Source organism: Paenirhizobium selenitireducens ATCC BAA-1503 (assembly GCF_000518785.1).
Taxonomy (GTDB): Bacteria; Pseudomonadota; Alphaproteobacteria; order Rhizobiales; family Rhizobiaceae; genus Allorhizobium; species Allorhizobium selenitireducens.
This window is the reverse complement of the sequence record NZ_JAEG01000007.1, coordinates 164,011-178,981: the sequence shown is the minus strand read 5'-3', so window position 1 is coordinate 178,981 and position 14,971 is coordinate 164,011. Positions and strand designations below refer to the sequence as shown.

Below are 14,971 nucleotides of genomic sequence, written 5' to 3'. Positions count from 1 at the left end.
GTGTACATCACGGACGTGCCTTCATGGCGCTCGTGTCAGCTGGAATGCCGCTCTCATGGCGGCTCGAATGGAATTTGCGAGCTAATTCTAGCCGAGGCTTGTTAAAGCATTGCTAATTTATAATTTGACAATATTCAATTTGAAGGCGGCGGTGAGGCACGCCCCTGCCTGCCCTCACCCAACAAAAGGCTTGCACTTGTGCGCCCAGACCGCCATTGACAGGCTATGTCATCACTTCCCGAACCCCAGCGTCTCGACCAGCTCCTGGTCGCCCTCGATCTTTTCGCCAGCCGCTCGCGCGCGCGCGACGCGATCCAGCGCGGCACCGTCAAGGTCGACGGCAAGGTCGTCACCAAGCCAAGCCTGGTCTTTTCCGCCGAACACGAGTTCACCATCGACGATCCCGCCCAGGACTATGTTTCGCGCGCTGCCTTGAAGCTCGTGGCGGGGCTCGACCATTTCGGGCTTAATCCTGAAGGCCACGACTGTCTCGACGTCGGCGCATCGACCGGCGGCTTCACCGAAGTGCTGTTGAAGCGTGGTGCTGCGCACGTGACCTCGATCGACGTCGGGCACGGCCAGTTCCATCCCCGGCTTGCCGACGATCCGCGCGTCACCAACATCGAAGGGCTGAACGCCCGCTACCTGGAACCCGAAGACATCGGCGACCGGCCGATCGATTTCATCGTCTCCGACGTGTCCTTCATCTCGCTGAAACTGGCGCTGGCCCCTGCCCTCGACATGGCAGAACCTGGCAGCCACTGCCTGCTGCTGGTCAAGCCGCAATTCGAGGCAGGGCGCGAAGCGATCAGCAAGGCGGGACTGCTGAAGGAGCCCGAAACGGCCCCCCTCGTCGCGGCAGAGCTGGAACGCTGGCTGGTCGAGGAGATGGGTTGGGAAAGCCTCGGACTGATCCCCTCGCCGATTGCCGGCGGCGACGGTAACGAGGAATTTCTGCTCGCCGGGAAAAAATCCGAGGACAGCGAATGAGCACGGAAACCGTCACCATCGACATGCTCGGCGCCCAGGGCGACGGCATCTTCCATGCATCGAACGGCCCCGTCTATGTGCCCTTCTCCCTGCCCGGAGAAACGCTCGCCATCGCACGGGTGAAGAACCATGGCACAATCATCTCCTATGGCGAGACCTCGCCGGACCGTATCGCCCCCGCCTGCCGGCATTTCGGCCCGGAAGGCAAGGGCGGCAGCTGCGGCGGCTGTTCTCTGCAGCACATGGCGAGACCCGCCTACAACGCCTTCAAGCGATCGCTGGTGATCGCGGCGCTGAAGTCCAAGGGCATCGACGTGCCCGTCGGCGAGCTGATCGAGGCCCATCCCGGCGAGCGCCGGCGCGTGGTGTTCGCCGCGCGGCGCACCGAAAAGGAATTGCTGATCGGCTACAACCAGGCCGAAAGCCACCACATCGTCGCCATCGAGGAATGTCCGATCGCCGCGCCGGGCATTCTGGCCGGCCTCGACGCCCTGAAGAAGATTGGCAACGCGGCCGCGACCACGGCCGAACCATTCCGCATGACGGTGATGGAGACACTTTCCGGCCTCGACGTGGCGATCGACGGAATCAAGACGCTGGCCGACAAGGAACGCCGCGCGGTCACCGAGACCGTGCTGGCGATGCGCGGCATTGCCCGCGTCTCGTTCAACGGCGAGATCGTCATCGAGCAGCGCCGTCCGCTGATCGACATGTCCGGCGTCAATGTCGCGCCGCCGCCCGGCGCCTTTGCCCAGGCGACGGTTGCCGCGGAGGAGGCCATGGTGCGCCTGACGCTCGAACATATCGGCAAGGCCAAGCGAGTCGCCGACCTGTTTGCCGGGGTGGGCACGTTTGCGCTCAGGCTCGCACGCGTCGCCCAGGTTCACGCGGTCGAGAGCGACGAAAAGGCGATCAAGGCGCTCGACCATGCGGCGCGCAATGCGCAGGGGCTGAAGCCCGTCTCCGTCGAACGACGCGACCTCTTCCGTCGTCCGCTGATGGTGTCGGAACTGAAGACCTTCGATGCGGTCGTCTTCGACCCGCCACGGGCAGGCGCCGAAGAGCAGTGCAAGGAACTCGCCCGCTCGGTGGTGAAGAAGATCGTCGCCGTCAGCTGCAATCCGCTGACGCTGGCCCGCGACCTGTCGATCCTGACCGGCGCCGGCTATCGGGTCACATCGGTCACGCCGATCGACCAGTTCCTCTGGACGTCGCATGTCGAAGTGGTGGCAACCCTCGTCAAGGGCTGAGACGAGCCCCGCCTATCGCGCGTAGAGCGTGCCGCTGCCGACCATGCCGGAGCAGCGGCAACGGCCGCCGACCCGTCCCGGGCTGGCCGGACAGGAATACATCATCGAGGTTTCAGCACTGTCCGGCGGCTGGATGACGCAGAAGAAACGCTGCGGCCGCACACCGGGCGGCAACGGATCGCGGTTCGAATGGCTTTCGACGATCACATCGTCGCTGTCGGCCAGCGCGACAGCCGCGCCGGAGAAGACCGGCTCGGCCGCTCCCGCGAGAATTGCCACCAGCATCAGGGCAAGGCCCTTCATCCCTTTGCGCATCGTCCGCTCCTTCTCCTCAGTCGGTTTTCAACAAGAAACCGCGAAAGCATTAAAGAAGCGCGAAGGGGCAAGATTGTGGTCAGCCACGCCCCTTCGTCATGAAGGCTTCGAAGGCGGTGCGGGCCTCGGCGCTCTTCAGCCGCTCGACGAAGAATTTCAGCTCCTCGTCCATGCGGGCCGCGAGTTCGCCGCGGTCGCCGCGGATCAGGTCGCGGGCAATGCGCATGGCTTCCGGCGGCTTGGCGGCGAGCGAGGCGGCAAGCTTCAGCGTCTCCGCCTCGACCTCGGCCGGGGCGACGACCTTCCAGATCAGCCCGGCTTCCGTCGCCTGCTCGGCGGAGAAACCTTCGCTGGCAGCGAGCATGGCAAAGGCGCGCTGATGGCCCATCATCTTCGGTGCCAGCAGGCTGGAGCCGGCTTCCGGCACCAGTGCCAGATCGACGAAAGGCGTCTTGAACAGGCTGCGATCGGAGGCGATCGTCAGGTCGCAGTGCATCTGGATCGTCGTGCCGATGCCGATGGCGAGGCCGTCGACGCCGGAGACGACGGGCTTGGACACGCTCCACAGGGCCTTCAGGAAGCCGAAGGCGGCGGGCTCGCCGACGGCGCCGGCCATGGCGAAGGCGAGGAAGTCGGCCATGTCGTTGCCGGCCGAGAAACAGCCTTCGGTGCCGAGGAAAGCGACGGCGCGGATACCCGCATCATCTTCAGCCTCCAGCAGACCCTCGGTCATGCGCCCATACATGGCTTGCGTGATGGCGTTCTTCTTTTCCGGGCGGTTGAAGCGGATCACCAGCACGCCGGGATGGGCTTGCGGCCGTTCGATCAGGATATGGTCGTTCATGGGTATGTTCCCAGTTGGTGTCGCACTCCCGATGAGGGAGGCCGGTTCAAACGAATTCCCCCTCTGGCCTGCCGGCCATCTCCCCCACAAGGGGGGAGAAAATCCGGGGCGGGCCTTCCGCCATACCGCGAACAGCAGCGGCACGTTAAGCCCCTCCCCTTGTGGGGAGGGGTTGGGGAGGGGTTTTAGGCGAAAAGCACACGCGCCGCAGTCAGGCTCGCTTCACCGTTGATGACGCGATCCTTGAGCGCCGCGGTCTCGGCGATCAGGTTCTCGGCGGAAAAGCGGCAGAGCGCGATGCGGTTGTCGCGGCCGTGGTCCTCGTCGGCGAGCGCGCCCTTGGCGAGATAGGTTCCGGTCAACGCCAGGCCGAACAGCCGCTGGTAAGGGGTAGCGCCGGCAAGGGCTGCGGCGGCATTGCCTTCAGCGAGGCGGGCGAGCAGCCATTCCGTGGTGTCCTCGAGGTCGACGAGGCTCGCATCGAGGCGGTCGGCGGTGGTGCCGAAGCCTTCGAGGTTGGAGCCGCGCACGGCCTTGGCGATCTCCTTCAACTCGGCGATGAAGCCGCGCACCTGGGCGCCGTCCGACAGGGGAAGCTTGCGGGTGACGAGGTCGGCGGCCTGGATGCCGTTGGTGCCTTCATAGATCGGGGCGATGCGGGCGTCGCGCAGGTAGCGGGCGGCACCGGTCTCCTCGATGAAGCCCATGCCGCCATGCACCTGGATGCCCATGGACGCGACGTCGACGCCGGCATCGGTGGCGAAGGACTTGGCGATCGGGGTCAAAAGTGCGCCGCGCTCGGCCCACTTCTTCGCGTCCGCGCCGTCCGTGTGGTGCGACATGTCGATGGCGTGGGCACAGGAATAGCAGATGGCGCGCGAGCCTTGCGTCAGCGCCTTCATGGTGACGAGCGTGCGGGCGACGTCCGGATGCTCGATGATCGGGCTCATGCCCGAACCGGTCCAGCCCGGCGCCTTGCCCTGGGTGCGCTCCCTGGCGTATTCGACCGCCTTCTGGGTGGCGGCTTCGCAGATCGCCACGCCCTGCATGCCGACCGCCAGCCGGGCATTGTTCATCATGGTGAACATGCAGGCGAGGCCCTTGTTCTCCTCGCCGATCAAATAACCGATGGCGCCCGGCTCGTCGCCGAACTTGCCGTCGCCGTAGATCATCGTGCAGGTCGGCGAGCCGTGGATGCCGAGCTTGTGCTCGAGCGAATGGCAATGCAGGTCGTTTCGGGCGCCGATCGAGCCGTCGTCGTTCACCAGGAACTTGGGCACGAGGAACAGCGAGATGCCGCGCGTGCCGGCCGGTGCGTCGGGCAGACGGGCGAGAACCAGGTGGACGATGTTCTCGGTGATCTCATGCTCGCCCCAGGTGATGAAGATCTTCTGGCCGAAGATGCGGTAGCTGCCGTCGTCGCGGCGCTCGGCGCGCGACTTCATCACGCCGAGGTCGGAGCCGGCATGCGGCTCGGTCAGGTTCATCGAGGCGGTCCACTCGCCGGACACCATCTTGTGCAGGAACTTTTCCTTGAGCGCGGCGCTGCCGTGCGTGGCCAAGGCTTCCGAGGCGCCCATGGTCAGCGTCGGGCCAAGCGCGAAGGCCATGGAGCCGGAATTCCACATTTCCAGTGCTGCCACGTTGAGCATGTGCGGCAGGGCCTGGCCGCCGAATTCCTCAGGCGCGACAAGCGCGTTCCAGCCGCCTTCGGCCCAGTGGCGATAGAGGTCGGCCCAGCCGTCCGGCACGAGAACCTTGCCATCGACCATGCGGGCGCCCTGCTTGTCGCCGATCTCGGCGAGAGGCGCGACTTCATCGGAGGCAAAACGGCCGGCTTCGGTCAGGATGGCATCGACGAGGTCGTCGCTCAGATCACCGAGCCGGCCCTGTTCGAGCGCCTCGGCCATTCCGGCGACATGCTTGAGGGTGAACGCGATTTCGTCTACCGGCGCCTTGTACATGGGCATGCTCCTCCTGCTTGCGACTGGCGGTTTGCCGCGCGTCCGGCCTTGCGGCGGTGGCGGAAACGTGTCGATTTGGCTAATTGATTTTTACGTAAACGTCAAACCGTTTTGCGCTCCCCAAACGTTCGGGCCGCTGGCGCAAGGCTATCGCATCGCGCCGGTTCGCAACAGGGCCGGCGAACCGGGATACGCCCAAAGTTGGACGTTACCTGAACGTCGCAACTGGCCTACGAACGGCGTCAGCGAAGCTGAAGCAAAAAACGGAAATCCATGACACTCGACAGATCGCTCGCCCTTGTCATCGCTGTGCTGTTCGGTCTCATCCTGTCTGCGGGCGCCTTCGTGGTCGTCGGCGGCGGCAATAGGCAGCTTTCCACCAGCAAGATGAACGAGATGCAGGCCACCGCGCTGCTGCTCACCTCGTCCATGGCGCAGGCCGCCAGCCTGTCGGCCACCCATGCCGATCGCATGGCCAAGGACCCCCTGGTGATCGCCCTGATGAAGGCCGGGGACCGGGACGGATTGACCCGGCTGCTGCAGCCGGCCTACGCGGCGCTCGCCAGCGAAGCCGGCGTCAACATGCTGCATTTCCACACCGCCGACATCAAGAGCTTCCTGCGCGTCCAGGACCCGAAGAATTTCGGCCAGGACCTCTCCTCGATCCGCCCGATGATCCTTGCCGCCAATCGCAGCCGCGTGCTGCAGAAGGGGCTCGAAGTGGGGCTGGCGGGCCTCAGCCTGCGCGCCGTCGCGCCGATCGTCGAGGGCGACACCCTCATCGGCACGGTGGAAGTCGGGGTCGAGCTGAAATCCCTGATCGAGCTGGCGAAATCCGCGTCCGGCGCCGATTTCGCGCTGTTTCTGAGCCCGGCGATGACAGGCCTTTCGCCGCAGGGTGCAACCCCGCCGAAGGACCTCGCGGGCCTTGCGATCGAGGCCGCGACCGACACCGCCTTGTTCCAGACGCTCTACGACCGGCGCGAGATCGGCCTGTCGCGGGAACCGGTGCAGGGCATGGCCGAGGTCGAGGGAAAGCGTTTCGGCACGTTTGCCCAGCCGCTGCTAGACTATTCCGGCCGCATGATCGGCACCATCCTGATCGCGCGCGACTTCTCCGACCTCGACAGCGGCTTCCGCCGCGCCGTCGCCACCGCCGCCATCGTCACGATCGTCGGCATGATCGCCGCCTTCTCCGTGGTGACGATCGCCATTCGTGCCATGGTGATCCGGCCGCTCGCGGAACTCGCGGACTATGCCGAGGCCGAAGCTGCGGGCACAGGCGCAAAAGCCTCCCCCGCAGAGGATGGACTGGCCGACTACAGGCGCCTGCGCCGCGCCGTCGGCGCACTGTCAGACAGGGCATCGACAAGGACGCCCGATGGAGGTGCCGCGTGACGGCGCGGTTCGTCCGAAGCCTCGGCCTGCTTCTCCTGTCCGGGTGGCTGGCGATCGCGGGATCCGCTTGCGCCGAGGAGACCGCGCGGCCGCTGCCGTCCGGCATCCATCTTCCCCTGCCCGTGCACTTCTCCATGCGGGTGCTCAGCCTCTCGAGGCTCAGCGAGACCGCCGGGGAAGCCTCTATGATGGTAGAGATCACCGAACGCTGGACGGACCCCGGCCAGGCCTTCGACCCGAAGGTGACGGGCTTCGGCCGCTTCGACCATGTGGGAGCCGATGCCGAGGCCAAGCTCGCCGAGATGTGGACGCCAGGAACCGAGATCGAGAACCAGATCAGCAAACCGCGCTCGGGCTCGGTGTCACTTTCGCTGCGCGCCGACGGCACCGTGACGCGCATTCGCCGGCTTGACGCGGATTTCCGCGTCGACGTCGACATGACGACCTTCCCGTTCGACCGGCAGAAGCTCACCTTGTCCTTCGTGACGCCGCGTCATTCGGCCGACGAGGTGATCTTCGTGATGAACGACATCGACCGGGAACTGTCGTCGGTCGCCGAGGAGCTTTCCGCCACCAACTGGACGGCGCGGTCGCTGCAGTTCGTCATGGAGCGCTTCCATGGCTGGAACGCCAAGCCCTTCGTGCGCATCAAGGCCTCGACGGTGATCGAACGGCAATGGCCTTATTATCTGTTGCCGATCTTCATTCCGTTCGTCGCCGTGCTCTCGGTGTCGCTGTTCATCCTGTGGGCACCGGAAAAGCTTCTCGGCGACAAGGCGCCGATGACCTATTCGGCGCTCTTGGCGCTCGCCGCGCTGAGCTTTACCTACGAATCGAGCTTTCCGGGCTCGATCTCGATGAATTCGCCGGTCGCCTTCATGGTCTCGCTCGGCTATTTCTATCTCGTCTTCGTGCTGCTGTTGAACATCATCCTGGTGTACTCGAACTTCCCGGGCAAGCATCGCTACCCGCATCTCGAAACCGCCATCCGCGACAATATCCGCTACAGCGTGCCGACCAGCTTCGTCCTTATCTGCATCTGCTCCGTGGCAAGATCGCTCCTTTGAGCGGCGCTGTGGATACGGGCCGGACCGTCATAGGGCTGTAACGCAGGCCCGCTAACCGCAGGTTGGAAAGTCCACCCCTGACCAACCGCGGAGCACATCCATGACCGATCTGAACAAGAGCAAACTGTCCTGGGACGAATGGGACGAACTGCAGAACCCGCCGCCGGCCGAAACCGATTTCGACCGCATCGTCGAGACCGCCCTTTCCCGCCGCGGCTTCCTCGGTGGCGTGCTGGCGCTCGGTTCGGCTGCGGCCGCCATGGGCACGCTTGGCACCGCCGCCAACCTGATGTCCTCGACCTCCGCCCAGGCGCAGGACGCCGCCTCGCGCTTCTCCTTCAAGCCGATCGCCATCCAGACCGATGCCACGGTGCATGTTCCGGAAGGCTACAGCTGGAAGCCGCTTGCCAAATGGGGCCAGCCGCTGTTTTCCAACGTTCCTGACGTCGATCCCGCCAAGGGCGTTTCCGTCGAACATTCCGACAAGGTCTTCGGTGAAAACACCGACGGCATGGAACTGTTTGTGGTCGGCGAGCACCAGATCATCGCCATCAACCACGAATACGTAAATCCGGAAATCAACCTGCCGCACACCGAAAAGGGCGTGCCGGCCAGCGCCGACGACGTGAAGATCCTGCAGAACATGCAGGGCGTGACCGTCATGGAAGTGGCCGAAGGGGAGAATGGCTGGGAGATCGTTCTCGACAGCCCGTTCAACCGCCGCATCCACCACAACACGCCGATGAAGCTCTCCGGCCCGGCCGCCGGCTCCGAGTTGATCAAGACCGCCGCCGACCCGAACGGCACCGACTGTCTCGGGACCTTCAACAATTGCGGCGCCGGCAAGACGCCGTGGGGCACCTACCTGACCTGCGAAGAGAATTTCAACGGCTATTTCGGCACGACCGACGCCGCCTTCAAGCTGCCGGACGACTACAAGCGCTACGGCATCGTCGCCGAGACCCGCTATGCCTACGAGAAGTTCGACGAGCGGTTCGACGTGGCGAAGAACCCGAACGAACCGCGCCGCGCCGGCTATATCGTCGAGATCGATCCGTCGGATGCGTCCTCCACCCCGGTCAAGCGCACCGCGCTCGGCCGCATCAAGCACGAGAATGCCGCTGTCGTCATCGCACGTGACGGCCGCGTGGTCGTCTACATGGGTGACGATGAGCGTGGCGAGTTCCTCTACAAGTACGTCTCCAACGGCATCTACGTACCGGGCGGCGACACCTCGAAGCTGCTCGACGAAGGCACGCTCTTCGTCGCCAAGTTCTCCGATGACGGCACCGGCGAATGGGTCGCGCTGACGCCGGAATCGACCGGCATGAAGATGGACGAAATCTGCGTCTTCACCCGTCAGGCAGCCTCCAAGGTGGGCGCCACCACCATGGACCGCCCGGAATGGGTCGCCATCAACCCGGTCGCCATCGAAGCCTATTGCGCGCTGACCAACAACAGCAATCGCGGCGTTCTGAAGGACGGCAAGATGCGCACCAATGCCGGCGGCGACGTGATGGAACTGAGCGCCGTCAACCCGCGCGAAAAGAACGAGTACGGCCAGATCGTGCGCTGGTATCCGGAAAACGACGACCATGCCGATGGCAAGTTCAAATGGGACCTGTTCGTCATGGCCGGCAATCCGGACGTGCACAAGGGCGACGCCTATGCCGGCTCGTCCAACATCAACTCCGGCAACATGTTCAACTCGCCGGACGGCATGATGTTCGACTCGACCGGTCTCCTGTGGATCCAGACCGACGGCGAAGACAGCAATGAGGGCGAGTTCCTCGGCCAGGGCAACAACCAGATGCTCGCCGGCGATCCGGTCACCGGCCGCATCGAACGCTTCCTCACCGCTCCGAAGGGCGCGGAAGTCACCGGCCAGACCTGGTCGGCCGACAAGCGCACCCACTTCGTCGGCATCCAGCACCCCGACGCGCCGTTCCCGGACGGCGAAGGCAAGCTGCCGCGCTCGACGGTCGTCGCCGTCAAGCGCGACGACAACGCCATGATCGGCTGATCGCGCATTCTCGATCGACCTGGAGGCGCCGGCCAGCCCGGCGCCTCTTTCCATTTTTCCGCGCGGCCTTCATGATCGACCCCTCGCTTGATCCGATGGCCGCTTCCGTCAAAGATCCGCCAGACCGATGCCGCAGGAGGATCGCCGCCCATGCTTCCGCTGATCAATGCCGTTCCCGGCCTCGTCTGGGCCTATCGCATCATGCCGCAGACCGGCCGCGCCGAGCGGCTTCCGGTCGACTGCGCGCCGGCGGCGCTGAAAGAGGGCGAGGGTTTCGTCTGGCTGCATCTCAACCTGGCGGACGTGCATGTCGGCGCTTTTCTCGAGAGCTTCCCCGGCCTGACCGACGCCGCCCGCGCCGCACTGACGACCCACGAGACCCATGCGACCCTTGCCGCCGACGACCGGCTGCTGTTCGGGACGCTGGTCGATTTCCAGCGCGAGTTCGACGCGGCGACGCGCGACATCGGCTGGCTGCATTTCGCCCTCTCGGACCGCATCATCATCACCACGCGATTGCAGCCGATCCGCTCCATCGACCCGGTGCGCACCGCGATCGAGAAGAACGCGGCACGATATGCGCGACCGATTCAGATCTTCGAGGGGCTGGTTGCCGAGTTCCAGCGCGGCATCATGTCGACGGTGCTCGAACTGACCGATGAACTGAACGTCATCGAGGATATCGTCTACGACAGCGAGCTGCGCGATGAGCGGCGGCGACTGGCGCCGGTGCGGCGGGTCGTCGTCAGGCTGCACCGGCACCTGCGCACCATGCTCGCCCTGATGCGCCGGGCGGCGGCGGCCGACGACGAGGACAAGCCCGCCGGCTTCGACGAGATCGTCGACCGCCTCGCCAATCGGTTGGAGGCGGCCGACAACGACGTCTATGCGCTGCAGGAACGGGCCCGCCTGCTGCATGAGGAAATCGACTCGAAACTGTCGTCGGAGACTAACCGCCACCTCTACATCCTGTCGCTGATGACGGCCTTCCTGCTGCCGCCCTCGCTGGTGACCGGCTTCTTCGGCATGAACACCTCGTCGCTGCCCTTCGCCGAAGGCATTGGCGGCACGGCCTATGCGCTCACCGCAATCGTGCTGTCGATCCTGGCGGCATGGTGGCTGCTGCGGCGGGCGGGCATTCTGTGAGCCCGCTACCCAAACAAAAATGCCCGGCTTTGCGCCGGGCATCCTTGATGTGAGTGGGCCTCAGCCGATCAGTAGTACGGCGAGTAGCAACGCTGACGCGGGCCGTTATACGGCTGGAACGTGTTGCTGTAGCCGTCGTAAGACCGGTAGCGATTGGCGCACCACTGGTAGTGCCTCGGATTGATGCCACCGGCGCGCGGCGGGGGCGACGAGACGATCGCGCCTCCAATGATCGCACCGGCGGCGAAGGCAGCCAGCGGGAACCAGTAGCCGTTGTGGTAGCGATAGCCCGAACGGCGGTGGTCGTAGCCACGGTATCCACGGTAGTAGTAAGGCGAACGACGGCGGTGATCGACATTGGTCACGTCGGACGGCGCGGTGATCACCGTGGTCGGCAGCGGCATCGCCTGCGACGGCACGAAGCTCGTCAGGACGACTGCGGAGGCCAAGGCAAGCGCGGCCCAGCGCTTCATCGAGGTTATCATTTCAGTTCTCCATTCCCTGCGTTTCTGTGCAAGTGTTCTGCCGAAATGCGCTTCGCACCATCGTCGCGACCGTCGGCCGACAAGCGATAGGATACGCGAAAGCTCAAACCTTCAGTAGATAAATCTGCCTGAACCGGGCATTAACGATATCGAAATGCAATCTGGCGCGGGCGTCTGTTTTTCGCCGCGCTGACTTCACGGCGAACAACGCGCCAACGCGCGTTAGGTTCCATTTCGCACCGTTTGGCGATTGTCAGGCGAGCAGCAGAAACGTTCGCTGTCAGTTACCTTGCGGAACGACCAGGCGGCCATTGCGGATGACCTCGCGCGGATACCAGCAGCCATTGTAGAGAACATAGCCGGTCTTACGGGTCTGCGAACAGGGATAGCCCTGGTAGGTGGCGCCGCGCGGCGCGGATTTGCGATAGACGGGTTTGGGCTTCGTCGTATCATTGACCAACTGCACGGCCGAGGCCGGTGCATCCACGGGCATGGTCGGCATAGCCGCCTGCGCGTGCGGCGACAGAAGCGTCATCGCCAACAGAGATGTAAGCACCCACCTGATATTCATCGCATGCTCCCGACACGTCCCGACCGGTCCACGACCAGTCCCGTTACAATCGCCGGTGGGTTTGTCAGCATGATGGCAGCGCGGCGCTCGCGCTGCCCTTTGTTTGTGTCAGGCTTCGATCTCGACATCGCCCTTCGGCCGCGAACAGCAGGCGAGGATGTAACCCTCGTCGATCTCGTCGTCGAGGATGCCGCCATTGTGGTCCATCTCGACCTCGCCGGAGAGCTTCATCACCTTGCAGGTGCCGCACAGGCCGGATTCGCAGGCAGCCCCGATGCGCACGCCGGAGGCCCGCGCCGCCTGCAGGATCGTATGGCCGGGTTCACAGAAACCCTCCTTGCCGGACATGGCGAAGGCAACCCTCGTCGCCTTGGCCTCGCCGCCGTGATCGGCAACCACCACCGGCGGCTGCGGCTTGGCGGGCTGAAACGTCTCCTCGTGATAGTTCGCCATGTCGAAGCCGGCGCTGGCGAGCGATTCCCGCACCGTCGCCATGAACGGCTCGGGCCCGCAGCAGAACACCGTGCGATCGAGGAAGTCGGGCGCGAGCAGCGCGATCTTCGCCTTGTCGATCCGGCCCTTGAGGCCCGACCAGAGCTGACCGTGCGTCAATTGCTCGATGATGAAGCCGAGGGTGAACTTCGGCATTTCCCGTGCCTTCGCCTCAAGCTCCCAGCGGAAGATGATGTCGTCGGGCGAGCGGGCGCAATGCAGGAAGGCGATGTCCGAATCCGGCTGGCGATCCGAGAGATCGCGCGTCATCGACACCATCGGCGTGATGCCCGAGCCGGCCGAGACGAACAGGTACTTGCTGCCGGGATGGCGGGCATAGGAGAAGTCGCCGAGCGGGCCGATCGCCTTCAGCTGCATGCCGGGCTTCAGGTGATCGAACATCCAACGCGTGCCGATCGAATCCTTCTGCGCCTTGACGGTGACGGCCACCGTATAGGGGCGCGAGGGGCTGGACGAGAGCGTGTAGGTGCGCATCACCGGCTCCGGCCCGACCGGGATCTCCAGCGTGACGAACTGGCCCGGCTGGTAGCGGAACCAGTGGCCCGGCCGGTCCGGGCGGAAGGTGAAGGTCATCACGTCCGGGGCTTCGGGCGTGACGGCGACGCATTCGAGCCTGTGCTCCCGGTCGGACCACGGGCGCATCTCGTCGACATGGCGGTAGCTGGGGAGAGCGATGTTCATCTCACGCCACCGCCGACAGACGGGCCTTGTCGCCCTGGAGGCGGCTCACCATGAAGTTCGCATACCATTCGACGAACTGCATTACGCCGCCCTCGTGGTCGACGGAATAGGGTCCGGGCTCGTAGGCCGGCGAGCGGATGCCGAAGGCGTTTTCCTCGACGATCGAGCGGTCCTGGTCGTTGGTCATGTTCCACACATGGGTAAGCTGGTCGACGTCGTAGTCGACACCCTCGACCGCATCCTTATGGACCAGCCAGGTGGTCGTGACCGCGGTTTCCTCGGCCGAGATCGGCAGGACGCGGAAGGAAATCGCGTGATCACCGAGGATGTGGTTCCAGGTGGTCGGATAGTGGAACAGGAGCATGGTGCCGATGTGCGAAATGTTGACGTCGCCCGAAAGCGGCTTCCTGACCGCCGGCTTGCCGTCCATGGTGTAGCTCTCGGCGTCCTGGATGAGCGGCATGCGGGCGACGCGGAACTGGCCGGACGGATCCATGGTGAACTCCGACGGCAGGCCGGCGGCTTCGCAGCGCGCCCAGTGCTCGGTGATCACCGGATCGTCCTTGGCGCCCTGCACGCCGGTGGCCGACGGCGCTTCCGGATAGGTGCGGCAGAGTTCCGGATGGTTGCCGGCGCAGTGGTAGCACTCGCGGTTGTTTTCCCAGACGAGCTTCCAATTGCCCTTCTCGATGATGGTGTTGCGGTGAGCGACCTTGGCTTCGGACAGGCGATGCGGCGCCATGAAGGGTTCGATCGTCGCCCGCACCGGGGCGAAATCGGCGGCCTCGTTGGCGAGACAGATGAAGATATAGCCGGCGACGCTTTCGCAATGCACCGGCTTCAGGCCGAATTCGGCCTTGTCGAAGGTTTCGCCCATCTGGCGGGCAAAGACGAGCGAGCCGTCAAGGTCGTAGGTCCACTGGTGGTAGGGGCAGACCAGCTTGGCCGAGGCGCCGCGATCCTGGGTGCAGACGCGGTGGCCGCGATGGCGGCAGGTGTTGTGGAAAGCGCGGATCACCTGATCCTTGCCGCGCACGATCACCACCGGGTAGTCGCCGATCTGGGCGGTGAAATAGTTGCCGGCGCGCGGGATCTCGCAATCATGGCCGACGAACAGCCAGTTGCGATACCAGATCGTCTCCATGTCGAGCTTGAAATAATCCTGGTCGATGTAGAAAGGCTGCTCGAGGCTGAAGCCTTCCCGGCGGTTCTTCAACTGCCGCAATACCGTGCTCTGCAAGTCCATTGTCGTCCTCGTATCCGTTCTGCCGTGACGGAGATCGAGAACATGCAAGGCCACGGCGTCGCATGACACCGGACAAAGCCGTCTCGGGCCGCCCGCCGCGACCGTCAATCCAATTCCTTCTCAAAGGCTGGTTTCCGGGCTCTGGAGATGATCCTTGCGGACCGCGTTCGGCACCTTCCCAGGACAGATGTCCCAGTGGTCTTTGGCCGTCACGCATTCTCCACTACCGTTGCGGGGGCAGCGCCGGAATTCGACCGGCTTCCCGATTTCCCACCCTTCCCTAGCCGGGCGGCACCTCGAGTTCGCACCTATCTAACCACAGTCGCAGATCCGCTGGTGCACTGCGAAACGACACCGACCCAAACATTTGCGACATCGGCGATCTTGCTCGCAATCAACACGACAATGCAAAATACATCGTGTTTTCAAAAGAGTAAATTTTCATTGTGGCGGGACCCTCGGCAGTGGTGGCGCAAAG

General features: G+C 64.4%; 13 protein-coding genes and 1 riboswitch. Of the genes, 6 read left to right on the top strand and 7 right to left on the bottom strand.

Translation table 11 applies throughout. The features are described from left to right. The first annotated feature begins 225 nt into the window (after window positions 1–225). Together L867_RS0110565 and L867_RS0110560 are read left to right on the top strand one after the other, a co-directional pair. A complete protein-coding gene (locus L867_RS0110565) occupies window positions 226–990 on the top strand; it encodes a TlyA family RNA methyltransferase (protein ID WP_028736855.1) in 765 nt (254 codons plus the stop codon). Further along, window positions 987–2,240: a class I SAM-dependent RNA methyltransferase gene (locus L867_RS0110560; protein WP_028736854.1), complete on the top strand. Its 1,254-nt coding sequence runs from the start codon at window positions 987–989 to the stop codon at window positions 2,238–2,240. Before L867_RS0110565 ends, L867_RS0110560 begins: the two co-directional genes overlap by 4 nt. A gap of 12 nt (window positions 2,241–2,252) precedes the next feature. Here the strand turns inward: L867_RS0110560 and L867_RS25020 are convergent, their stop codons facing one another. The 3 genes from L867_RS25020 to L867_RS0110545 form a co-directional block, all read right to left on the bottom strand. Continuing rightward, window positions 2,253–2,555 (bottom strand): hypothetical protein, encoded by a 303-nt coding sequence (locus L867_RS25020; RefSeq protein WP_051438921.1) that lies wholly within the window; start codon window positions 2,553–2,555, stop codon window positions 2,253–2,255. Window positions 2,556–2,634: 79 nt separating this feature from the next. Next, window positions 2,635–3,399 (bottom strand): crotonase/enoyl-CoA hydratase family protein, encoded by a 765-nt coding sequence (locus L867_RS0110550; RefSeq protein ID WP_028736853.1) that lies wholly within the window; start codon window positions 3,397–3,399, stop codon window positions 2,635–2,637. Window positions 3,400–3,584: 185 nt separating this feature from the next. Further along, the gene (locus L867_RS0110545; RefSeq protein ID WP_028736852.1) at window positions 3,585–5,363 is read right to left on the bottom strand and encodes an acyl-CoA dehydrogenase; all 1,779 of its coding nucleotides are present in this window, start codon (window positions 5,361–5,363) and stop codon (window positions 3,585–3,587) included. A 273-nt stretch (window positions 5,364–5,636) separates the two neighbouring features. Between L867_RS0110545 and L867_RS0110540 the strand changes: the two genes are divergently transcribed. From L867_RS0110540 to L867_RS0110525, 4 genes are all read left to right on the top strand, one after another. Continuing rightward, the gene (locus tag L867_RS0110540) at window positions 5,637–6,761 is read left to right on the top strand and encodes a cache domain-containing protein (RefSeq protein ID WP_028736851.1); all 1,125 of its coding nucleotides are present in this window, start codon (window positions 5,637–5,639) and stop codon (window positions 6,759–6,761) included. After that, entirely contained in the window at window positions 6,758–7,828 is a 1,071-nt protein-coding gene (locus L867_RS0110535; protein ID WP_037173103.1) for a ligand-gated ion channel, read from the top strand. The genes L867_RS0110540 and L867_RS0110535 overlap by 4 nt, the downstream gene beginning before the upstream one ends. A gap of 100 nt (window positions 7,829–7,928) precedes the next feature. Then, the gene (locus L867_RS0110530; protein ID WP_028736849.1) at window positions 7,929–9,851 is read left to right on the top strand and encodes a PhoX family protein; all 1,923 of its coding nucleotides are present in this window, start codon (window positions 7,929–7,931) and stop codon (window positions 9,849–9,851) included. 150 nt (window positions 9,852–10,001) lie between these two features. Then, a complete protein-coding gene (locus L867_RS0110525; protein WP_028736848.1) occupies window positions 10,002–10,997 on the top strand; it encodes a CorA family divalent cation transporter in 996 nt (331 codons plus the stop codon). A gap of 68 nt (window positions 10,998–11,065) precedes the next feature. Here the strand turns inward: L867_RS0110525 and L867_RS0110520 are convergent, their stop codons facing one another. The 4 genes from L867_RS0110520 to L867_RS0110505 form a co-directional block, all read right to left on the bottom strand. Beyond that, window positions 11,066–11,482, bottom strand: coding sequence for a BA14K family protein (locus L867_RS0110520; RefSeq protein WP_028736847.1), 417 nt, complete (start codon window positions 11,480–11,482; stop codon window positions 11,066–11,068). A gap of 280 nt (window positions 11,483–11,762) precedes the next feature. Then, on the bottom strand, window positions 11,763–12,053 hold the full coding sequence (locus L867_RS0110515; RefSeq protein ID WP_146086604.1) for a hypothetical protein: 291 nt from the start codon (window positions 12,051–12,053) through the stop codon (window positions 11,763–11,765). 108 nt (window positions 12,054–12,161) lie between these two features. After that, window positions 12,162–13,247, bottom strand: a complete 1,086-nt coding sequence (locus tag L867_RS0110510; protein WP_028736845.1) for a hybrid-cluster NAD(P)-dependent oxidoreductase — start codon at window positions 13,245–13,247, stop codon at window positions 12,162–12,164. 1 nt (window position 13,248) lies between these two features. After that, complete coding sequence (locus L867_RS0110505) at window positions 13,249–14,493, bottom strand: aromatic ring-hydroxylating oxygenase subunit alpha (RefSeq protein WP_028736844.1); 1,245 nt, start codon at window positions 14,491–14,493, stop codon at window positions 13,249–13,251. Between the two features lie 107 nt (window positions 14,494–14,600). After that, window positions 14,601–14,807: riboswitch (cobalamin riboswitch) on the bottom strand. Between the last annotated feature and the right edge of the window lie 164 nt (window positions 14,808–14,971).